Here is a 20,169-nt window from a genome sequence, read left to right on the forward strand (position 1 = left end):
GTACAGCGATGTGTATCTACACAATTTAGTGAAACTGTATCGGTCGCAGAGGAGGGCGACTCCGTTAGTGTGACAGCACCCATAAAGAATGTGGAATGCCTGCCATGCTTGCCTCTGCCGACCTGCTCACCGCCTTCGTGCTGTTTGCCTTCGTGTCCTCCATCACCCCTGGCCCCAACAACACCATGCTGCTGGCCTCGGGCGTCAACTTCGGTGTGCGCCGCTCCATCCCGCACGCCATGGGCATCAGCGTCGGTTTCATGGTAATGGTACTGGCCGTTGGCCTGGGCCTGGGCGAGGTGTTCAAGGCCTGGCCGCCGCTGTACACGGTACTGCGCTACACCGGCGCCGCCTACCTGCTTTACCTCGCCTGGAAGATCGCCACCTCCGGGCCGGTCGGCACAGCCTCGTCCAGTGCCCGCAAACCGCTGGGCTTCTGGGGAGCGGCGGCGTTCCAGTGGGTCAACCCCAAGGCCTGGGTGATGGCAGTCGGTGCAATCACCACCTACACGCCGGCGCAAGGCTATGTGACCAACGTCATTGTCATCGCCGCCTTGTTTGCCCTGGTCAACCTGCCCAGCGTGGGGGTGTGGGTGATGTTCGGCAGCGCCCTGCGCAACCTGTTGCAGAACCCGCGCTGGCTGATGCTGTTCAATGTCCTGATGGCCTTGTTGCTGGTGATTTCACTGTACCCGCTGCTGTTTGTAGAATCAGCGTTTTCCTGACCCCGCGAGTACAGCAAGCCGATGCAGTTGATCCCCTGGTCCCACGAATGCGCCGAAGGCTTCACCCTGCGTGGCTGGCGAACCCCGGCCAGTGGCAAGCCGCTGCTGCATTTTCTGCACGGCAACGGCTTCTGCTGCCTTGCCTACCAGCCATTGCTGATGCGCCTGGGCGAACATTTCGACCTGTGGCTCAGTGATGTCCAGGGCCATGGTGACAGCGACCATGGCGGGGTGTTTCGTGGCTGGAACCGCACCGCTGCGTTGGCGGTGGAGGCTTTCGCAGCCGGGCGGGGCGAGTATGGTGACGTACCGCGCTTTGCCGTCGGGCACAGCTTCGGTGGCGTGCTCACCGGCCTGATCCTGGCCAGTGAACCGCAACTGTTCACGCGTGCCGTGCTGCTTGACCCGGTACTGTTCAGCCGGCGCATGCTGGGTGTTATGGGGGTGGCGGCCCTGGTCGGCTTGCATCAGCGTCACGCCTTGGCGCGCAAGGCCGCCAGCCGCCGCAGCCACTGGCCCGACCGCGAGGCAGCCCTGGCTTCGCTGCATGGGCGGGGTACCTTCAAGGGGTGGACCGATGCGGCGCTGCGGGCCTACGTCGAGCATGCCATCGGCGACTGTGGCGAAGCGGTGGTGCTCAAGTGCCGGCCCAGCCGCGAAGTGGAAATCTTCAGTTCCTTCCCCAAGCGCATGTGGGCAAGCCTGACGGCGATCCGCACGCCCACGCGGGTGCTGTACGGCGAGCACACCTACCCCTTCGTGCCCCATTCGGTGAACCGCCTGGCGGCGCTCAACCCTCAGGTGACCGCCAGGCAAGTTGCAGGTGGGCATTGTTTCATGCAGGAAGACCCGGTCATTGCTGCCGAACAGGTGCTCGGTTTCTTGCAAGGCTGACTGTTCCATGGGTGGAACGATGAATGCCAAACAAGCCTGCTACCGCCTGATTGGCATCATTGATAAGGTTATCTCAACCAAGAGAGGAGCCTTCTCATGAAAACGATTCTGGGTATTCACCGCAGCCCCCACGCCCACTGGGTAGGTGATGGTTTCCCGGTGCGCAGCCTGTTCACCTACGACAACCTGGCCAGCAAGATCAGCCCGTTCCTGCTGCTGGACTATGCCGGCCCTCATGACTTCACCCCGACCAGTGCGCGGCGCGGCGTTGGCCAGCACCCGCACCGCGGCTTCGAGACCGTGACCATCGTTTACCAGGGCGAACTGGAGCACCGCGACTCTACCGGCGCTGGCGGCTTGATCGGCCCCGGTGACGTGCAGTGGATGACTGCTGCCAACGGCATCATCCATGAAGAGTTCCACTCCCCAGGCTTCGCCCGCACTGGCGGTACGCTGGAGATGGTACAGCTGTGGGTCAACCTGCCGGCACGCGACAAGCGCGCAGCGGCTGGCTACCAGACGCTGCTGGCCGAGGACATCCCGGTGGTGGCGCTGGACGGCGAGGGCGGCAGCCTGCGGGTGATTGCAGGTGAATATCGTGGGCATTCGGGGCCGGCGCGAACCTTTACCGCCATGGATGTCTGGGACATGCGCCTGAATGCCGGTGCAACCTTGCAGCTGCCGGTTGCCGCCGGGCGCAATGCGGCGCTGGTGGTGTTGCGCGGCAATGTGCGGATCAACGGCGAGCGCGAAGCCGGCCCATCCAGCCTGGTGTTGCTTGACCGCGGCGGTGAGGATGTTGCCGTCGAAGCGCTGGAAGGTGCCAGCCTGCTGCTGCTCAGCGGTGAGCCGATCGACGAGCCGATCGTGGGCTATGGCCCGTTCGTGATGAACAGTCAGGCAGAAATTGCCGAGTCGTTCGACGATTTCCATGCCGGGCGGTTCGGGCAGATGCAGGATGCACGGGACGGTGCGGCGCATTGATCCTGGTTGATTGAATGGCTTGTCCGGCCCTATCGCCGGCAAGCCAGCTCCCACAGGTACAGCGATGCTCTCGAGATTGTCGCTGTACCTGTGGGAGCTGGCTTGCCGGCGATAGGGCCGGTACAGGTATTACATTTGCTGGCATGATGCAGCCATGCCCAAGCTCACCCCCTTGCACGCCGTGCGCCGATCATTGCCCACCCCCGGCCACCACACCTTGTGGCTGCGCTACCGCGCCCCTTACCACTGGCCCTCGACCCTGGCCTTCCTCGCTGCCCGCTGCATCCCCGGCATCGAGACCTGCCTCGACGGCACCTACCGCCGTACCCTGGTAATTGCCGGCCGCCACGCCGTCTTGCACGCCACACCTTCGGGTAGCCAGTACCTGCGGGTCCGCCTTGAGGGCGTCCCGGCCCACGCGCTACCCGGCCTGACCGCCAGGCTGAGGCGGGTCTTCGACCTTGATGCCGACCCCGCGCGCATCAATGCCGAACTGTCCCGCGATCCGCTGATGGCCCGCCTGCTACAGGAGCGCCCAGGCCTGCGCGTGCCACAAGGCTGGGACGCCTGCGAGCAGGCCATGCGCACTGTGCTGGGCCAGCAGGTCAGTGTGGCCGGGGCCATGACCCTGGCCGGCCGCCTGGTGCAACGCCACGGCGTGCCCCTGCGCTGGCCCGCACCGGGCCTGAGCCACGTGTTTCCGGCGCTGCCGGTATTGGCGGCTGCCCAGTTCGAGGATATGGGCATGCCGCGGGCGCGCGCCGCCACCCTGGGCACGCTGGCCAGTGCCTTGCTGGCCGAGCCCCGGCTGCTACGCCGCGGGCAAGTGCTGGATGAACTGCTGCGCAACCTGTGCCAACTCAAGGGGATCGGCCCCTGGAGCGCGCACTACCTGGCGTTGCGCCAGGCCGGCGCGGCCGATGCCTTGCCGCTGGGCGACGTGGCGCTGGTCAAGGCGTTGCGCCTGCTCGAAGGCGACGACGCCCAACTGGCGCAACGAGCCCTGGCCTGGCGACCGTGGCGAGCCTATGCGGCGCAGCATCTGTGGGCATCGCTGGGGCCTGCCGGCACCGCTCGTCGCTAAGTCTGCCATTGCGTTCGAACACTCGAACTGTGCAGGTGATCTTCCACTAAGGTGCTAGAGGATTCCCCGCATGATCATTGCCCAGGCGCATGGACGCCTGCCCCGGCATGCGCAATATCAATTGGCGCCTCGCCCGACAAAGGCGTACTCACACAACAGGCCATCCCAAAGAGAGGGTCGTACCATGTCGTTGATAGGAGTTTCGATGCTAGAAATGCGGCAGATGATCGAGCAGGCCTGCCTGCCCGACCGTTGCGAAGTCAGCTGCACGGACGGCGCCAACCTGACCATCCGCCTGGGTCAGGGCCAGAGTCTCGACGAGGGCGTGACCCTGAGCGGGGTCCCCCTGCATAGCCTCAACAGTTGCCGCGACTTGGTCAACCTGGTGGGGCAGCTGCACGCGCTGCGTGACAGCCACCCGGCGCCACTCAAGGCGATTGCCTGAGGCGCCTGCCGCGCCCCGGTCAGCCCAGGCTGGCCGGGCGCACATATTCCGGCATCAGGCCGTTGAACCAGAACAGGATCATCGCCACCAGGATGGTCACCAGCAGCAGCAACCCCACGCCCCACACGCAGGTAGCGAACAGCATGGCCTGTTCCTTCTTCAGGCGCAGGAAGGTCTGCAACCCGCCATACAGCAACACACTGGCATAGGCCGAGGCAGCCAGCAGCGCCGCCAGCGCCAGCCAGCGGATCGGCAGCAGGCCGGCCACCCCGGCAAAGAACCATGGCGTGGCGCAGTAGGCGGCAAAGCCGATGCACTGGTTGAGGCTGGGCTGCGCATCGAAACCGCGCGACATCCAGCGGATCATCGTGCCCATCAACATCACCCCGACGACCGTGGTGGCATAGAGCAGGCCAGCCAGTTGCGCGGCGCTGGCCATGCTCAGGCGCACCCGTTCCTCGGCCGCCAGGCTCCAGCCGAAGGTGGTGGTGCCGACGAACAGGCACACCGCGGGGATCAATGCCAGGGCCAGCAGGCGCGGCAGATATTGCTGCGGGTGGTCTTCCTCGGCCTGGCGAATATCCAGCCAGGCGTCGGCGGGGTGAGTGAAGAGCTTGAGCAACGGACTGTTCATTGGCGTTCTCCGCGTTCTCCGGCGGGCGTGGGCCCTTTTGCTATGGAGATGTGACGCGCCCCGTGGGTTCAGCCGGGTTGATCGCCGTTGATCGTCTTACAGCAGTTCCAGCAGCAGGTTCAGGCCGCCATCACCGCACTTGCCCTGGTCGCGGACCACACCGTGGTAGCTGCGCCCGTCCCAGACGAAGGCCACGCTGTGGGCACGGTCGACCTTGTCGGGCAGTGGCGGGCAGATGTGCAGGCGCAGGCCCGGGCGGCCTTGCAGGTTGAGGGCGGCGAGTTGGCACTGGCATTCCACGCTTTGTGCCACCGGGCCGAACAGGGTGTCGCGTACGTAATCAAGTTGCAGTGAGGCGTTGGGCGCGCGGCAGGGCATTTTCATGGGCGCGCGGCTCCGCTGTGAGGGGTTGGGGAACAGGGCTGGCAGGGCATGGCGGGCTCCAGGCTGAAGAGGGCATGGCATATCGTTTGAAGCTTGCCTGGCCAAGATGTTCAACGTGTTTCATGCGCGTTCATCCTGTTTGCGCCGGGTGGCGGGCCGTTGGTCCGATTCAGCCACCGGCCTTGCGCAAGGTCAGGTTGATCCGCCGTTCACCCAGGCGCGGATGCACGCCGGGCTTGATCGGGAGCACGCCGTGAAAGCGCAAGCGGTCCTCGCCACCCCAGACCAGCACATCGCCATGGCTCAGTGGGATGCGCTGGGTTTTGTCGGCGCGCTGCAGGCCACCGAACAGGAACACCGCCGGCAAGCCCAGCGACACCGACACGATCGGTTGGCCGAAGTCCTGCTCGTCGCGGTCCTGGTGCAGGCTCAGGCGGGCGCCCGGCAGGTAATGGTTGACCAGGCAGGCATCCGGCACGAAGCCGTCGAACCCGGCCATGGCTGCGGCGCGGTTGGCCAGCTCGAGCAACACGGGGGGCAGGGCGGGCCAGGGTTTGCCGCTGAGCGGGTCGCAGGGGCTGTAGCGGTAGCCGTGTTCGTCACTGACCCAACCCAGCGTGCCGCAGTTGGTCAACCCTACCGCCATGCGCAGGCCGCCCGGGGTTTGCATGTGCCGGAACGGCGCGGCACGCAGCACCGGGCGCAGGGCATCGAGCAGAGGCTCGATCTCGGCCAGGGCGAAGCCGGGCAGCAGCACGGTGTGGCTGGCCAGGCGTTGCGGCTGGGGGCCGAACAGGTCGAGGTCGGACTGGATCATGGGGCAGGCATCGGTTGGGGTGTGGACCATTGTAATGCGCTTGGCAGGCTTGGCCTATTCGCGGGCATGCCCGCTCCCACAGGGGGGCGCAGGCTCTGACGGCGGTGGAGCACCTGTGGGAGCGGGCGTGCCCGCGAACAGGTCGGCAAGAAAAAGAGGTTCTGACAGGAATAAAAAGGAACCGCGGCACCAGGGAGAGGAGCACCGCGGTCCAAGGGGGGAGCGATCTACTGCTGGGTCACGGTGGCCACGTTCGCGCTGCCCAGCTGGCTGATGGTCGCGGTCTGGGTGACACCGCTCTGGTCGACGTACGCCTTGTTGCCCTGGCCTCCCTGGGTCACGTAGGCGACGTTGTAACTGTCAACCTGCTTGATGGTGGCTTCGTTGCCGCCACCGTACAGCTGGTTGGTGTAGCTCTGGTTGCTGTAGCCGGACTGGTCCAGGTTGATGACGTTGCCGGTGCCCTGGCTGTTGCCGTAGGCATAGTTTTCGGTGCCACGCTGGTCGGCGATCAGGATGTTGTCAGTGCCGTTCTGTTCGAAGTACAGCTCGTTGTTCATGTCGGCCTGCTTGGTCTCCATCTGGTTGCCGGTGCCTTTCTGGGTCAGCGTGGCCAGCTGGTTGTCACCGTTCTGGGTCAGGTTGGCGCCGTTGCCATTGCCGTTCTGGTTGATGGTGGCGTTCTGGTTGGTACCGAACTGGCCGCCCATCTTGGCGCCTTTCCAGTTGCTGGCAGTGACGCTGTTGCCATTGCCCTTGGTGTTGATGGTCAGGTTGAGGTTTTCACCGTTCTGGTAGGTGAAATGCAGGTTGTTGCTACCGGTCTGGGTGATGGTGGTGGTCGAGTTGTTGGTCTCGAACTGGTCCGACCAGCTGGCGTTGGCCGTGCCCTGTTGCGACAGGCTGACCTTGTTGTTCATGCCGAAGCTCTGGTCGATATAGCCTTCGTTCAGCTGGCCGGACTGGGTTACCGATGCCTGGCTGGCAGTCTGATTGTCCTGCCACACTTCCACCGAGTTGCCGCCACCGTACTGGCCTATGCCGATGGTGCCGCCGGTGCCGTCGCGCTGGTCGCCATACGCCCAGTTGCCTTTGCCATCCTGGTAGACCTGGATATCGCCATCGACGTAGCTCAGGTGCTCGGCGGCGGCGTAGTTGTCCTGGCCGGTCTGGTTGATGATGCTGCTGTTGTTGCTGCCACCAAAGGTCTGCTCGATGAAGGCCTCGTTGCGCTGGCCGGATTGCCAGGTGGTGGCCTTGCTGCCTTCCTGGCTGTCCTGCCACACGGTCGAGGTGTTTTCGGCGCCTTGCTGGGTTTGCAGCGACTGGTTGCCCATGCCCAGCGACTGGCTGACGAAGGCATCGTTGTAGCTGCCGCTGGCGTGCTGGGTGACCTGGCTGCCGTTCTCGAACAGTTGGTCGGCGTAGCCGGCGTTGTACTGGCCGTTGGCGCTCTGCTGGATATCGCTGGTGCTCTCGGATTGCACCGCCAGGTGGTTGTTGCCCTTGCCGGTCTGGGTCTGGGTGGCCGAGGCGAATGGCGCCAGGGACTGGCTGACTTCGGCGATGTTTTCCTTGCCGTCCTGGGTCTGGGACGAGGTGCTGTCAGCAGCCATGGCCTGACCTGCAAGGGCCAGGACGATAGCGGCACTTAACGGAGCGAGCTTGTACATGGGGGTGCCTCCAGGTCTATCGGTATTGGGTGATCTGAACGTGCTGGCCATTGCCGGCCTGGGTCACGGAGCTGTTGAGGCCAGTGCCGGACTGCACGATGCTGGCGCTGTTGTCGTTGCCGATCTGCTCGATGGTCGCGCTGTTGCTGCTGCCGCTCTGGCGGATCGACGCGCTGTTGCCATTTCCCTGTTGGCTGATGATCGCCATCAGGTCACTACCTTCCTGCAAGATGTACGCTTCCTGCGCGCCACCGGCCTGGACGATGCGGCCCAGCAGGGCCTGGCCGTTCTGGTCGAGTGCGGCGCGGTTGCCCGCGCCTTGCTGCTCGATCACCGCAGCCTGGCCGGCGCCGGCCGGCAGCAGGCGGATGATCACCGGGTCGCCGAGGTCGTTGCCGGGCGCGAGGTCGGCATTGTCCAGCAGGTCCTCGGCCCAGCAGGCCTGGCCCACCAGGGCCAGGCCGAGCAGCAGGGGGTACAGGCGTTTCATTGCAACCTCCGGCCTTTACTGCACGGTTACGTTGACGGTGCGTGTGGTGCCCTGGCTGGTGGTGATCGTCGCCGTCGGTGCCGCAGTCGGGATGATCGTGGTGCTATTGCTCACCGCCAGGCGCCAGCGGCCGGTCAGCGCTACCGTTGCGGTGCCAAGGGTTTGCACGCCGGTAGTGGTGGTAACCCGCACGGTGACGGTGTTGCCGGTGGTGACCGACGAGGTACCGCTGAGGTCCCAGTTGTAACGGTTGTTGGAGCGTGCCGTGACCGTGGCAGCCGTGACCGTGAAGGTTTCGGCGGCGGGCCGTGGCGACACGTTGACGGTGACGGTGCTGGGGTTGGACAGCGCCCCCAGCGAGTCACGAGCCTGGTAGGTGAAGGTGGTGGTGAAGGCGGTGGTCACCGTGGCCGGTGGGGTGTAGGTCACCGTGGTGCCGTTGGTGCTGACGGTGCCCCGGCCGACAGCCGGCTGGGTGAGGGAAGCAGCAGGGACAGTCAGCGGCACGTTGCCTTCCGGATCGGTGTCGTTGGCCAGCACGTTGATGGTCAATGGCACGCCCAGGGTGGCGACGGTTTCCGGGTTGGCGGTTGGTGCCCGGTTGGGCGCGACGTTGATGGTGACAGTAGCCGGTTCCGACTTCAGGCCCTTGGCGTCCACCGCCCGGTAGCTGAAGGTGGCCACCACGGGTTGCGTGGCCCCGGCTGGCGGGGTGTAGGTGACCGAGGTGGTGCCGTTCATCACCACGCCGCCAAGGCCGGTACCGGGCTGGGTCAGGTCGCTGATGGTCAGCGGCACGTTGCCGTCCGGGTCGCTGTCGTTCTGCAGCAGGTTGAGGGTGATCGGGATACCGACGCTGGTGCTGCCGATATCGGCCTGGGCCAGCGGTGGCTGGTTGGCCGCCTCGACCGGTGCGTTGCCGACCACGACCACCGGTTCGACATCGCTGCCGCCACGTGCCGACTTGACCGTGATGGTGGCCGGTGGCTGCGGTACGTCGTTGACGGTCAGGCTCTGCAGCGTGCCTGCCTTGGACAGGCGACCGTAGCCCTGGGCGAGCAGGTCGGGGATCGCCACCTCATCACTGGAACTGGCCTCGATCAGCAGGCGCTTGTTGGCCCAGTCGTAGCGTGCGGTGCTGACCTTGACCACGTCGGTGAGCTTGCTCGACAGCGCGGTCGGCTGTGTGCCGCCGGCGCTGTTGCTGGCGGTGACCACCACCACTGCAGGCGGTGCCTCCTGGCCGAACTGCTGGTGGAAGAACAGCCCGTTGTTGTCGGCGGTGAGGGTGTACTGGCACGGCGAAGGCGGGGTGCCGACCAGGGCGATGCCATTGCGCATGCACAGGCTGGCTGCGCTGGGCGCCTTGGCGAACACTTCCGTGCGGGTGCCGGTGGCATTGCGCGAGTAGGTGGCGCGTTCCAGGCTGACCGGGGTCTGGGCCCGTTGGTCCAGTACCTTGCCTGAAACAGTGAAGGTGTTGGTCTGGATGGTGCCAGCGGGGCCTTGAATGCGCACGAAGTTGGTATTGAAGGGGCTGCCGGTCACCGCCTCGGTGATGTTGGGGTCGCCGATGTAGGTTTCGATGGCGCCGGTATCGGGGTTGACCGCGGTGTAAGGCCCGCCAACACCCTTCAGCCAAGGGCCGATCGCCCCCGCCAGCGCTCCCCGGAAGTTGCCAGGAGCACCAATGCCTATGTCCCGGGTGATGTTGATCGCGCGGCGCCCAGCCGTGGTGACGTTGACCGTCTCCACCCCGTAAGGGTGGGTGATGGTGTAGGTACCGGTACTTGGGACCGAAGCACGGATGCGGATCCGGGCGAAGCTTTGCTGGTCACCATCGACCGGGTTTTCGGCGGCGAAGGCTGCCTCCACCCCGGCTACATAGACCTCCAGCTCGTAGCCGCTGTTGCCGACCTGCGGAATGTCGGTTTCAGCCAGGAACCAGAACATCTCTGGCGGCCAGTTGTCCGGGAACACCAACGGCAGGGCATCGTCATAGATGCCGGGCTCGGGCAACAAGGTACACATGTAGGCGGGTGCCCCTGGCGCGCCGGGTGCTCGCGTACTGGTGGCACGGGACTGGCACAGCTCCAGGGACTGGTCGAGGCTGTCCTTGTACCACATCGGATAGCCACCGGTGGCGAAGGTGTAGGGCCCCGGGTCGACATCGGACAGCGCGGCAAACGCGGCGCTGGTAACGGTAAGGGAGAAACCGGCGGCCAACAGCGCACGGCGCGACCAAGTGTTCATGCTGCCTCCTTGAAGGCTGAGCCTTTGTCTGTTCATGGCACCAGCACCACGTCTTCGGTGTCGCTACCGCCATTGGCACTGGTGACCTGCACCTTGGCCGGCGGGATCGGCGACAGGTTGGTGCTCAGCGTTTTCACGGCGCCCGTGCCGCTCAGGTTGCCGATCAGCGCGCCGTTGCCGGTATGTGCGGTGAGCACTGGCGGCGTGGTTTCGTCGCTGGTGCTGGCCACCAGGGTCAGCTCGCCGGTGGACAGGCGGTACTGGGCCTGGGTGATGGTGACCAGGTCGGTCAGCGGCACGTTGGCGGTGGTCAGGCTGCTGGTGGGGATCGCCACGCTGTTGTCGGCGGTCAGCGTCAGGATCGTCCCGGCGGCCGGGTCGAGCACCGACTGGGCGTACCAGGCGCCGGTACCGTTGGCCTCGGTGAGGTTCAGGTTGGGGGTCTGGCTGGTCAGGATGACGCTGGCCGGAGGTGGCGGGGCCATCACGAAGATGTCCTGCTGGGCGCGCAGGTCGCCGTTCTCGGTATGCCGCGAGTAGGTAGTGCGTTGCGGCATCAGCGGGGTTGGCAGGGCCACTGCGGAAAGCTTGCCCGAAACCGCGAACAGTTCGGTGCGCAGGTCGATGCCGCCGGGGCCTTCGATGCGCACGTAGTTGGTGTTGAACGGGCTGCCGGTCACCCGTTCTTCCAGGTTAGGGTCGCCGATGAAACGCTCGCTGCCTTCGGTGTAGGGGCCGTTGACACTGCGCAGGAACGGCCCGACATCGCCTTTCAGGGCACCGGTGAAATCACCTGCGCCGGCAATGCCGATGTCGCGGGTCATGTTGATCGCCCGGCGCCCGGCCGCAGGTACGTCGAATACTTCAACGCCGTAGGGGTGAGTGACCACGTAGGTGCCGGCGGTTGGCACGTCGACCCGGATACGCACCCGGGCGAAGCTGACCTGGTCGCCGTCGACCGGTTCTTCCGCGGCAAATGCCGCTTCGATCGCGGTGCCGTAGCTGAGGTCGATGCCGCGAGTGGCGTCGACGATGGCGGCGTCGGCGGTGAACCAGAACGCCTCGTCAGGGAAGTTGGTGGGGAAGACGATGGGTTGGGTATCGTCGAACACGCCGGGGGTAGGCAGCAGCGTGCACATGTACGACGGTGCGCCGGGCGCGCCAGGCACCCGCGAGCTGACTGCCTTGGTCAGGCACAGGTCGAGGGTACGACCGTGGCTGTCCTGGTACCAGGCGGGGAAGCCGCCGTTGGCGGGCACATAGGCGCCTGGATCGACAGCGTTCAAGGCAGCCTGCGCCGGGAGCTGGAGCATGCCGGCGAAAATCGCCACTGCCAGCGGGTGGGGTATCGGTCGGTGCATGAGTCATTTCCTCCTGCAAACGGGCCCATGGACTTGGGGCGTCTGGCAGGAGATCGGCAATAGGCGTGCCAAACCGGAAAAAATGCGCTGTAGCCCTTGCAGGGCAAGGGATCCAATTCCTTTTCAACGGTATTGGTAGGCGTTTGTCGTTGGGCACCGTGCCCCCAAGGTTGGGGAGTGGGGCAGGTCGTGCCGACCCAATCGTGACATCTGTGTGAACGGAATTCCTGTGCGACTTCGCCGGTGTCTGCGAGTCAGGCCCGCGCGCCCATGCTACATTGCACCGGCCTTTCCATCCTCTCAGGCAAGACCAGCAATGCAGCCCCTCGACCACTTGTCACTGAACCTGTTCATCGTCGTCTGTGAGGAAGGCACCATCGCCCGCGCCGGCGAGCGCGCGTTCATGGCGCCGTCTGCGGTCAGCAAACGTATTTCCGACATCGAAGCACGCTTTGGCACCGCCTTGCTCAAACGCAGCAAACGCGGTGTGGAGCCGACCCCGGCAGGGCTGGCTCTGCTGCGCCATGCCCGGGAGATGGTCCGGGCCATGGAACGCCTGGACAGCGAGCTGAGCGAGTACGCCGAAGGCGCGCGCGGCCATGTGCGGGTGCTGGCCAATGTCTCGTCGATCATGGAGTTCCTGCCTGAGGAACTGTCGGCGTTCATGCTGGAACACCCGCTGATCCAGGCCGATATCGAAGAGCGCTTCAGCCCCGACGTGGTACGCGGTGTGGCTGAGGGCAGCGCAGACCTGGGCATCTGCCGCAAATCCATGGCGGTGGGCGACCTGGAGTTCGTGCCGTACCGCCAAGACCACCTGGCCGTGGTCGTCTCCGCTGACCATCCCTTGGCAGGGCGCAGCCAGATTGCCTTTGAGGAAACCCTGGGCTACGACCACCTGGGCCTGTCGGCATTCGCCACCCTTAACACCTTCATGCGTAAAAGCGCCGGACAGTCGGGCCATGAGCTGCGCTTTCGCTGTTACGTGTCGTCGTTCGACGCGGCGTACCGCCTGGTGCAGTTCGGCCTGGGCCTGGCAGTGTTCCCTCAGGAAGCCGTGGCCCGCTATGCGGCGCTGTTCGACCTGCGGGTTATACCGCTGACCGACGACTGGGCACTGGGCGAGTTCGTCATCTGCATGCGCGACCGGCACACGCTGTCGCTTTCGGCGCGGCGCCTGCTGGACCACCTGCTGCTGCGCGCACCGGCCTGGCAGGCGGCGGTCTGATCCATCGTGGCTGACGATGGATCAGGCCGTGAAACACGTCTTTTCTGCTCGCCGTCCAGCTCTTAGTCTGGCGCAACGCTTGAGACAGAGAGACCGTGATGACAACAATAACAATCAACGAAGTCGGCATGCGCGATGGTCTGCAGAGTCTGCAGGCGATCATGCCGACAGCCGCCAAGTGCCGCTGGATCGATGCCGCTTACGGCGCTGGCGTGCGCCACATGGAAGTTGCTTCGTTCGTGCCGGCACGCTTGCTGCCACAAATGGCCGATGCCCGCGAGGTAGTGGCTCACGCCCTCACATACCCGGGCCTGCAAGTCACCGCATTGGCGCCGAACCTGCGTGGGGCCAGGGACGCGCTCGAGTCCGGCGCTCATCGCATCGTTGCCCCCGTCTCCGTCAGCATGGCGCACAGCATGGCCAATGTACGGCGCACGCCCATGGAAATGGTCGAGGAGCTGGGGCGTATGTGCCAATTGCGGACCGAGATGGGCCTGCACGGCGTGCAGGTCATGGCCGGCATGTCGGTCGCCTTCGGCTGCACGCGCCAGGGGGAGGTGCCTCTGGCCGACCTATGTGCGCTGACTCACCAGGTGATCGAAGCGGGCTGCGACCTGGTCTCGCTGGGCGACACCACCGGCTACGCCAATCCGGGCCAGGTGGCGACGGTGATCCAGGCCGTGCGGGCAATTGCCGGTGAGCGGCTGAAGGCCGCGCACTTTCACGATACCCGCGGCCTGGCCCTGGCCAACAGCCTGGTTGCCGTGCAGCAGGGCATTCGCGAGCTCGACGCCTCGCTGGCCGGCCTGGGTGGTTGCCCGTTCGCCCCGGGCGCATCCGGCAACACGGTCACCGAAGACCTGGTGTTCATGCTGCAGAGTATGGGCTACGACACCGATATCGACCTGCCTGCACTGATCGAATCACGCCGGCTGCTGAGCGAAGCGCTGCCGGGCGAGCCCCTGTACGGCTGCATCGCCCGCGCCGGATTGCCGCTGAACTTCCCTGGCGCTGCCCGCCACGCCTGACCTGCTCGAACGAGGAGTAGCACGATGTCCAGACTTCCCTTGGACGGCATCCGTGTCGTCGAGATTTCGCACATGGTCATGGGGCCTACCTGCGGCATGATCCTCGGTGACCTTGGCGCCGAAGTGATCAAGATCGAACCCGTGCGCGGTGACGGCACGCGCCGCTTGCTGGGCGCGGGGGCGGGCTTCTTCCGCACCTTCAACCGCAACAAGCAATGCATCGCCGTCGATGTCGAAACGGCGGAAGGCCGCGCCGCCGTGCTGCAACTGGTCGACACCGCCGACGTGTTCATCGAGAACTTCAAGCCTGGGCGTATGCACAAGCTGGGCCTGGACTACGCAACGCTGCGCCAGCGCAACCCGCGGCTGATCTATGCCTCGCACAAGGGCTTCCTCAGCGGCCCCTACGACAACCGCCTGGCGTTGGACGAGGTGGTGCAGATGATGGCCGGCCTGGCGTACATGACCGGGCCAGTGGGCCGCCCGCTGCGCGCGGGCAGCTCGGTGAACGACATCATGGGTGGCATGTTCGGTGCCATTGGCGTGCTGGCTGCGCTCAACGAGCGCCACACCACTGGTACCGGCCGCGAGGTGCAAAGCGCCCTGTACGAGAACTGCGTCCTGCTCGCGGCCCAGCACATGCAGCAGTACGTCGTCACCGGCGAGGCTGCAGCGCCGATGCCCAATCGCATCAGCGCCTGGGCCATCTATGACGTGTTCACCTTTGCTGGCGGCGAGCAGATGTTCGTCGCTGCCACCGGAGAAGGGCAGTGGCATGCCTTGTGCCAGGTTCTGGGGCAGATGGCCTTGCTCGATGACCCGACGCTGGCCAGCAACAACGACCGCGTGTTGCAACGGCCACGGCTGTTGGCGCACCTGGCCGAGGTGTTCGCGCCATTGGACGCGGGGCAACTGGCGCTGCAACTGGAAGCCAACGGTATTCCTTTTGCACCGATCCGCCGCCCGGAAGAACTGTTCGACGACCTGCACCTGCAGCAGAGCGGCGGAATGGCCGACTTGCAACTGGAAGACGGCAGCCACACGCCGATGCCCTTGCTGCCGCTGTCACTGGACGGCCAGCGCCTGCAGCCACGCCGGGCGATCGCTCGCATTGGCGAGCACACCCGTCAGGTGATGCGCGACCTGGGCTACAGCGATGCGCACATTGCCGAGCTGTGCGCAGCCGGTGTGCTGAAAACCGACGACGCGGCCTGAGGCGGGGTTGAAATGGCGATCTACCAATACGACAGGCTCACGCCCAACCTGCACCCGGACACCTTCGTCGCCGAAGATGCCAGCGTGATTGGCGACGTTACCCTCGAGCAGGGCGTCAGTGTATGGCCGCAGGCGGTGCTGCGTGGGGATAACGAACCGATCCGCATCGGCCAGCACAGCAACGTGCAGGAAGGCGCGGTGCTGCATGCCGACCCGGGCTTTGCGCTGACCGTGGGGCAGGGTGTGACCATCGGCCACCAGGCGATGCTGCATGGCTGCAGCATTGGCGATGGGGCGCTGATCGGTATCCAGGCGGTGGTGCTCAATGGCGCGGTCATCGGCAAGAATTGCCTGGTCGGGGCCGGCGCCATCGTCACCGAGGGCAAGGTATTCCCCGACAACTCGCTGATTCTGGGAGCCCCTGCCAAGGTGGTGCGTGAACTGAGCCCTGAGGCCATCGCCGGCATGCAGCGCAACGCCGCCGAGTACGTCGGCAAAGGCCAGGCCTTCAAGGAAAAACTGGTCCGCATCAGCTGAAAAACCTGCAAGCGGCGCCGGCAGAGGCGTCGCTGCTCTCCAATAATTACAAGAATGGAGATCCACCATGGTTGCCATGACCGGCCAACTGGCGCGTGAGCGCAACGACAGCCACATCAATGAACTGCTGCTGTACCGTCGCGTGGCCTGGCGCATCATGCCGCTGGCCATCATCTGCTTCCTGTTCTCTTATTTCGACCGCATCAACATCAGTTTCGCCAAGGCCCAGATGCAGCAGGAACTAGGCCTTGGCGATGCCGCCTATGGCCTGGCCGCGAGCATGTTCTTCGTTGGTTACGTACTCTTCGAAGTGCCCAGCAGCCTGGGGCTGAAACGCTATGGAGCTCCGGCATGGATCTGCCGGATCATGGTGTCCTGGGGCCTGGCGACGGCTGCGCTGGTCTTTGCCTATACCCAGTACACCCTCTACTTCCTGCGCTTTCTGATCGGCGTGATGGAGGCCGGCTTCGGGCCGGCGATCCTGTTCTACCTGGCCTGCTGGTTTCCCCGCAAGCACCTGGCGAAGATGAATGGCCTGTGGTTCCTGGCCGTACCGTTGGCTGGCGCGGTGGGTGGCCCGGCGGCGGGTTTCCTGCTGGGGACGATGGACGGCGTGCTGGGCCTGGCCGGCTGGCACTGGTTGTTCCTGATGTCCGGCCTGCCGTGCGTGGTGCTGGGCCTGCTGGTGCTGTGGAAGCTGGACCGCGACATTGAAACCGCGAAATGGCTGAGCCGCGACGAGAAGGACTTGCTGGCGGAAAACCTGGCCCAGGACAAACGTACCGAAAAGCCTGTGCTCGGCTCGATCTGGCGGGTGCTGCTGACCCGTGAAGTGGCGATCATGGCGTTCATCTACTACGTGGTCAAAACCGCGTCCTATGGCCTGAACTTCTGGATGCCGCACCTGATCAAGTCCTCGGGGGTGCAGGACATGCTCTGGGTCGGCGTGCTGTCGGCATTGCCCTACGCGGTGGCCTGCATCGGCATGGTGTTGCTGACGCGTCGCTCCGACCGCACCGGCGAACGCAAGCGCTACCTGGTGTACTGCCTGTTCGCCGCTGCCGTTGGCTATCTGCTGGCGTGCCTGTATTCCGATTCGTCCCTGGCAATGATGGCTGCGCTGGTGCTGGCCACCGCTGGCACCTTCATTGCCATCCCGATCTTCTGGACCATCCCGCAGTCGACCTTCTCGGGCCTTGCGATAGCCACCGGTACTGCGGCAATCAACTCGGTCGGGCAACTGAGCGGCATCGTCGCACCGGTGATGGTGGGCAAGATCAACGATGTCACCGGCAGCACCTACATGGGCATGCTGTCCATCGCACCGCTGATCCTGATCGCCTGCCTGGTGGTGATGCGCTACGTGCGCAACCCCAGAAGCTGATTGGCGCTGAGTCTTCGAACAACAAAAAGAACAAGGCACACCCATGATAATTCTCTCCCGGCGAGCATCGCTGATGCTCGCGGCGCTTTGCTGCGCCTGGCAATCCGCTCAGGCTGCCTTTATCGATGACGGCAGCGGCAGCCTGGAACTGCGCAATTTCTATTTCGACCGCGACTTTCACGGCGCCAGCGCCACGCAATCCCGGCGTGGCGAATGGGCCCAGGGCTTCATGCTGCGCGTACAGTCCGGTTATACCGAGGGGGTGATCGGGCTCGGTCTGGATGCGGCCGGCATGCTGGGGCTCAAGCTCGATTCTTCGCCGGACCGTAGCGGCACCGGCCTGTTGCCGCGCGGCAGCGACAAACGTGCTGCGGATGCCTACGCCAAGGCCGTGGCCACCTTCAAGGCCAGGCTGGCGCAGACCGAGTTGAAAGTGGGTAGCCTGAGCCCGCAGTTGCCGTTGCTGGCGTCCAACAACAGCCGCCTGTTTCCCCAGTGGTTCAACGGCGCGCACCTGGCCAGCAAGGATCTGGACCGGTTTACGTTCACCCTGATGCAGGTGGATGCCACCAAGCTGCGCGATTCCACCGACTATGAGGACCTGACCGCCATGGCGCAACAGGGGGCCTATTCGGCAACGGTCACCAGTGACCGGTTGTACTACGCCGGGGTCGATTATCAGCTGTTGGCCAACCTGACGCTGAGCTTGCACGCCAGTGAACTCGAGGACCTGTTCCACCGCGACTTTGCAGGGTTCAAGTTCAAGGCCGCCCTGGGGCTTGGGGAAGTATTCAGCGAGTGGCGATGGTTCAATGCACGCGAGCAGGGACGTGCATTGCTTGGCGAGGTCGACAACCAGACGCTCAGCACCAACTTCGGTTATACCGTTCAGGGCCACACGTTCAGTGGTGGTTATCAGAAGGGCCGCGGCGATACGGCGTATGCCTACGTGGGTGGCACCGATACCTACCTGTTCAGCGAGCAGCAGGTCAGCACCTTCGCCCTGGCCAAGGAACGGGCCTGGATGCTGCGCTATGACTACAACTTCGCCGCTTTGGGCATCCCCGGGCTTACCTTCAACGTGCGATATGTGAAGGGCGACCAGGTAGATCCGCAGCGCATCGCCAGCGCCAAGGGCAGGGCGCTGGCAGCCCAAGGTGGGGAAGGGCAGGAATGGGAGCGGACCACGGATATCGCCTACGTGGTGCAGTCGGGCCCATTGAGGAATGTGTCGCTGCGCTGGCGCAACGCGAGCATGCGTTCGAACTTTGCCGATGTGGCGGATGAAAACCGGGTGATCGTGGGTTACACGTTCGAATTCTGAGGTTTTGCACAAGCGGGCATGCTCGCGAGCACCGGCGAAGCCGGTGCCATACACCGCGCTGGATTCTTCGCGGGCATGCCCGCTCCCACAGGCGCTTGCAAAGCGATGCGCCCATAGAAGAATAATGCTGTTATCCAGGTGGTAAACCAGACAAAAATACCGGCCCAGAACGTATGGGACATGTAGTGCCAGCCCTGCAACACCCGGGTAGTGCCGTATACGAACCCGATCAGCAGAATCGCCACCAGTAGCTTGCGGGCATGTGCCCAGCGATAACGCAATGCCACGAAATACAGCGCCAACAAGGTAAACCCGCTGGAAGCATGACCACCCGGCCAGCAGCGGCCATCACCGGCCTTGCCCCACCAGGAGAAGTTTTCGAACCATTCGACCTGGGCCTGCGTACCGCCATACAGCGTGGTTTCCACCGGGCAATACACACTGGTATGGCTTTTAAGGTAGTGAATCACCGTGGTGCTCAGGGCGAACGCCACCACCACGAACAGCAGGTCGCGGCGGTGGTTGGTGGTAAAGCGTAGGGCCGGTGCGATTCGGGCATTTTCCAGAAACCGTGTCAGGCCCGGTTGCGGACGGTTGGCCAAGCGAGGCCAGATGAACGACAGCAAGCTGCCGATGACCGCCAGTTCACCGGTCCAATCCGGCAGTATCCGTGGCCACTTGTGGGTGACTTTCTCGAACCACTGGTTGTGCAACAGCGGGAACTGGCCGGTGGCCGGGTCCAGTAGCAGGTTGCTGATCCAGCGATCGAGCTCTGTGAGGTCGAAAGCCATGAACACGATAGCGGCCAGCAACAGAGGCAGCAGCAGGTTGTTGCGGTAGTAGGCGGTACGGGGCGGCATGTTCAGAGTTCCATGGCGTCGACGAGTTTGCTCCATTCACTGGCAGCCATCTGGCCTAGCAGCTTCTCTTTGCCATCGCTGCCCTGAGTGATGAACAGGGCGCTGGCATCGCCGTTCGAGCGCGCGCTACCAGGCACATCAAGCGTGCGCTCCAGCTGTTCCATGCACCCACTATGGCTGACCAGCACCAGGTTGTGGCCGTTTCGCTTGTGGGCAAAGGCGGTCTCGGCAAACTGGCCATCACACTGCTTGAGCCAGCCCTGCGTGGTGATGGTTTTGCCGAACATGGCATGTGCGGTTTGCTGGGTACGCACCTCGGGGCTGGCCCATACATCGGCTTTGCCCAGGCCAAGGCGTTGCAGGCCGCGACCTACATCGGCGGCCACCCGGCTGCCCGCGACCGTTATACCGGTTGGGTCACCCAGACAGGCTCCGCGGGAGCGGTCACAGCGCTCGGCATGGCGAAGCACGACAATCACCGAACCTTTCGACCAGTTGGCCTGGAGTTCGCTGTGTTGCGGATGGTGTGTGTTGCCAAGATTGGGGGTGGCAAAGCGGGCATGGGCCCAGGCCGCCGTCACGGTCACTGCCAACAGCATGCACAGTGCTGCGATCAGGACGCCGCGCGAAGGCAGGCGAAAGGTTTGGTACAGCCTCAGGGCCGGGGTTTTGTCGATGATGCCTTGCAGCATGTTGCCACTCCAGTCAGCTCGTTCCATTCGCGAGCGTCGGCACTTTAGGGAGCGGGATGTCAGCGCAGAGTGACCTGGATGTGAAAATTGCCTTGGCCGGATGCGATTTACCGCAGTGGTTCGGTCTGGCTTACGGTAGAGCCGTCAAGCATGAAAC

The 20,169-nt window shown here is 64.5% G+C and carries 20 protein-coding genes; 11 read left to right on the top strand and 9 right to left on the bottom strand.

Annotated elements, in window-relative coordinates; all coding sequences use genetic code 11:
- Positions 1-95: 95 nt before the first annotated feature.
- The 5 genes from CAG34_RS05345 (at position 96) to CAG34_RS05365 (ending at position 4,132) form a co-directional block, all read left to right on the top strand.
- A complete protein-coding gene (locus CAG34_RS05345) occupies positions 96-725 on the top strand; it encodes a LysE family translocator (RefSeq protein ID WP_025339302.1) in 630 nt (209 codons plus the stop codon).
- A 21-nt stretch (positions 726-746) separates the two neighbouring features.
- The gene (locus CAG34_RS05350; protein WP_085588558.1) at positions 747-1,619 is read left to right on the top strand and encodes an alpha/beta fold hydrolase; all 873 of its coding nucleotides are present in this window, start codon (positions 747-749) and stop codon (positions 1,617-1,619) included.
- A 96-nt stretch (positions 1,620-1,715) separates the two neighbouring features.
- The gene (locus CAG34_RS05355; protein ID WP_025339299.1) at positions 1,716-2,603 is read left to right on the top strand and encodes a pirin family protein; all 888 of its coding nucleotides are present in this window, start codon (positions 1,716-1,718) and stop codon (positions 2,601-2,603) included.
- A 154-nt stretch (positions 2,604-2,757) separates the two neighbouring features.
- Positions 2,758-3,687 (top strand): DNA-3-methyladenine glycosylase, encoded by a 930-nt coding sequence (locus tag CAG34_RS05360; protein ID WP_085588561.1) that lies wholly within the window; start codon positions 2,758-2,760, stop codon positions 3,685-3,687.
- Between the two features lie 184 nt (positions 3,688-3,871).
- Entirely contained in the window at positions 3,872-4,132 is a 261-nt protein-coding gene (locus CAG34_RS05365) for a DUF1652 domain-containing protein (RefSeq protein WP_025339297.1), read from the top strand.
- A gap of 19 nt (positions 4,133-4,151) precedes the next feature.
- On the opposite strand, the gene CAG34_RS05370 is transcribed toward CAG34_RS05365, so the two are convergent.
- The 7 genes from CAG34_RS05370 to CAG34_RS05400 form a co-directional block, all read right to left on the bottom strand.
- Complete coding sequence (locus CAG34_RS05370) at positions 4,152-4,766, bottom strand: Yip1 family protein (RefSeq protein WP_085588563.1); 615 nt, start codon at positions 4,764-4,766, stop codon at positions 4,152-4,154.
- 96 nt (positions 4,767-4,862) lie between these two features.
- Positions 4,863-5,150 (bottom strand): hypothetical protein, encoded by a 288-nt coding sequence (locus CAG34_RS05375; RefSeq protein ID WP_025339295.1) that lies wholly within the window; start codon positions 5,148-5,150, stop codon positions 4,863-4,865.
- A 169-nt stretch (positions 5,151-5,319) separates the two neighbouring features.
- On the bottom strand, positions 5,320-5,967 hold the full coding sequence (gene alkB / locus CAG34_RS05380) for a DNA oxidative demethylase AlkB (RefSeq protein ID WP_085588747.1): 648 nt from the start codon (positions 5,965-5,967) through the stop codon (positions 5,320-5,322).
- A gap of 227 nt (positions 5,968-6,194) precedes the next feature.
- Positions 6,195-7,640, bottom strand: coding sequence for a curlin (locus CAG34_RS05385; RefSeq protein WP_085588565.1), 1,446 nt, complete (start codon positions 7,638-7,640; stop codon positions 6,195-6,197).
- A 16-nt stretch (positions 7,641-7,656) separates the two neighbouring features.
- Complete coding sequence (locus tag CAG34_RS05390) at positions 7,657-8,130, bottom strand: curlin (RefSeq protein ID WP_085588567.1); 474 nt, start codon at positions 8,128-8,130, stop codon at positions 7,657-7,659.
- Positions 8,131-8,145: 15 nt separating this feature from the next.
- Positions 8,146-10,383: an Ig-like domain-containing protein gene (locus tag CAG34_RS05395; protein ID WP_085588569.1), complete on the bottom strand. Its 2,238-nt coding sequence runs from the start codon at positions 10,381-10,383 to the stop codon at positions 8,146-8,148.
- Positions 10,384-10,415: 32 nt separating this feature from the next.
- Positions 10,416-11,744, bottom strand: a complete 1,329-nt coding sequence (locus tag CAG34_RS05400) for a hypothetical protein (RefSeq protein ID WP_085588571.1) — start codon at positions 11,742-11,744, stop codon at positions 10,416-10,418.
- Positions 11,745-12,060: 316 nt separating this feature from the next.
- On the opposite strand from CAG34_RS05400, the gene CAG34_RS05405 reads away from it, so the two are divergent.
- The 6 genes from CAG34_RS05405 to CAG34_RS05430 all read left to right on the top strand — a co-directional run bounded on the left by CAG34_RS05405 (position 12,061) and on the right by CAG34_RS05430 (position 18,460).
- The gene (locus tag CAG34_RS05405; protein ID WP_085588572.1) at positions 12,061-12,972 is read left to right on the top strand and encodes a LysR family transcriptional regulator; all 912 of its coding nucleotides are present in this window, start codon (positions 12,061-12,063) and stop codon (positions 12,970-12,972) included.
- A gap of 98 nt (positions 12,973-13,070) precedes the next feature.
- Entirely contained in the window at positions 13,071-14,000 is a 930-nt protein-coding gene (locus CAG34_RS05410) for a hydroxymethylglutaryl-CoA lyase (protein ID WP_085588574.1), read from the top strand.
- A gap of 24 nt (positions 14,001-14,024) precedes the next feature.
- A complete protein-coding gene (locus CAG34_RS05415; RefSeq protein WP_085588576.1) occupies positions 14,025-15,215 on the top strand; it encodes a CaiB/BaiF CoA-transferase family protein in 1,191 nt (396 codons plus the stop codon).
- Positions 15,216-15,227: 12 nt separating this feature from the next.
- Positions 15,228-15,752, top strand: a complete 525-nt coding sequence (locus CAG34_RS05420; RefSeq protein ID WP_025339286.1) for a gamma carbonic anhydrase family protein — start codon at positions 15,228-15,230, stop codon at positions 15,750-15,752.
- 67 nt (positions 15,753-15,819) lie between these two features.
- Positions 15,820-17,136, top strand: coding sequence for an MFS transporter (locus tag CAG34_RS05425; RefSeq protein ID WP_025339285.1), 1,317 nt, complete (start codon positions 15,820-15,822; stop codon positions 17,134-17,136).
- Positions 17,137-17,179: 43 nt separating this feature from the next.
- Positions 17,180-18,460: an OprD family porin gene (locus tag CAG34_RS05430; RefSeq protein WP_085588578.1), complete on the top strand. Its 1,281-nt coding sequence runs from the start codon at positions 17,180-17,182 to the stop codon at positions 18,458-18,460.
- Here CAG34_RS05430 and CAG34_RS05435 read toward each other — a convergent pair.
- Both CAG34_RS05435 and CAG34_RS05440 read right to left on the bottom strand, forming a co-directional pair.
- On the bottom strand, positions 18,442-19,320 hold the full coding sequence (locus CAG34_RS05435) for a phosphatase PAP2 family protein (RefSeq protein ID WP_025339283.1): 879 nt from the start codon (positions 19,318-19,320) through the stop codon (positions 18,442-18,444). The two genes, CAG34_RS05430 and CAG34_RS05435, sit on opposite strands and share 19 nt — an antisense overlap.
- Before the next feature lie 2 nt (positions 19,321-19,322).
- Positions 19,323-20,012, bottom strand: a complete 690-nt coding sequence (locus CAG34_RS05440) for a histidine phosphatase family protein (RefSeq protein ID WP_085588580.1) — start codon at positions 20,010-20,012, stop codon at positions 19,323-19,325.
- Positions 20,013-20,169: the final 157 nt, after the last annotated feature.

This window comes from Pseudomonas sp. B14(2017), assembly GCF_002113255.1.
Classification (GTDB): domain Bacteria; phylum Pseudomonadota; class Gammaproteobacteria; order Pseudomonadales; family Pseudomonadaceae; genus Aquipseudomonas; species Aquipseudomonas putida_Z.

Excerpts from the sequence above, each read along its gene's own strand:
- CAG34_RS05345 (WP_025339302.1), top strand. The coding sequence starts at position 96 with ATGCCTGCCATGCTTGCCTCTGCCGACCTGCTCACCGCCTTCGTGCTG.
- CAG34_RS05350 (WP_085588558.1), top strand. The coding sequence starts at position 747 with ATGCAGTTGATCCCCTGGTCCCACGAATGCGCCGAAGGCTTCACCCTG.
- CAG34_RS05355 (WP_025339299.1), top strand. The coding sequence starts at position 1,716 with ATGAAAACGATTCTGGGTATTCACCGCAGCCCCCACGCCCACTGGGTA.
- CAG34_RS05360 (WP_085588561.1), top strand. The coding sequence starts at position 2,758 with ATGCCCAAGCTCACCCCCTTGCACGCCGTGCGCCGATCATTGCCCACC.
- CAG34_RS05365 (WP_025339297.1), top strand. The coding sequence starts at position 3,872 with ATGTCGTTGATAGGAGTTTCGATGCTAGAAATGCGGCAGATGATCGAG.
- CAG34_RS05370 (WP_085588563.1), bottom strand. The coding sequence starts at position 4,766 with ATGAACAGTCCGTTGCTCAAGCTCTTCACTCACCCCGCCGACGCCTGG.
- CAG34_RS05375 (WP_025339295.1), bottom strand. The coding sequence starts at position 5,150 with ATGAAAATGCCCTGCCGCGCGCCCAACGCCTCACTGCAACTTGATTAC.
- alkB (WP_085588747.1), bottom strand. The coding sequence starts at position 5,967 with ATGATCCAGTCCGACCTCGACCTGTTCGGCCCCCAGCCGCAACGCCTG.
- CAG34_RS05385 (WP_085588565.1), bottom strand. The coding sequence starts at position 7,640 with ATGTACAAGCTCGCTCCGTTAAGTGCCGCTATCGTCCTGGCCCTTGCA.
- CAG34_RS05390 (WP_085588567.1), bottom strand. The coding sequence starts at position 8,130 with ATGAAACGCCTGTACCCCCTGCTGCTCGGCCTGGCCCTGGTGGGCCAG.
- CAG34_RS05395 (WP_085588569.1), bottom strand. The coding sequence starts at position 10,383 with ATGAACACTTGGTCGCGCCGTGCGCTGTTGGCCGCCGGTTTCTCCCTT.
- CAG34_RS05400 (WP_085588571.1), bottom strand. The coding sequence starts at position 11,744 with ATGCACCGACCGATACCCCACCCGCTGGCAGTGGCGATTTTCGCCGGC.
- CAG34_RS05405 (WP_085588572.1), top strand. The coding sequence starts at position 12,061 with ATGCAGCCCCTCGACCACTTGTCACTGAACCTGTTCATCGTCGTCTGT.
- CAG34_RS05410 (WP_085588574.1), top strand. The coding sequence starts at position 13,071 with ATGACAACAATAACAATCAACGAAGTCGGCATGCGCGATGGTCTGCAG.
- CAG34_RS05415 (WP_085588576.1), top strand. The coding sequence starts at position 14,025 with ATGTCCAGACTTCCCTTGGACGGCATCCGTGTCGTCGAGATTTCGCAC.
- CAG34_RS05420 (WP_025339286.1), top strand. The coding sequence starts at position 15,228 with ATGGCGATCTACCAATACGACAGGCTCACGCCCAACCTGCACCCGGAC.
- CAG34_RS05425 (WP_025339285.1), top strand. The coding sequence starts at position 15,820 with ATGGTTGCCATGACCGGCCAACTGGCGCGTGAGCGCAACGACAGCCAC.
- CAG34_RS05430 (WP_085588578.1), top strand. The coding sequence starts at position 17,180 with ATGATAATTCTCTCCCGGCGAGCATCGCTGATGCTCGCGGCGCTTTGC.
- CAG34_RS05435 (WP_025339283.1), bottom strand. The coding sequence starts at position 19,320 with ATGCCGCCCCGTACCGCCTACTACCGCAACAACCTGCTGCTGCCTCTG.
- CAG34_RS05440 (WP_085588580.1), bottom strand. The coding sequence starts at position 20,012 with ATGCTGCAAGGCATCATCGACAAAACCCCGGCCCTGAGGCTGTACCAA.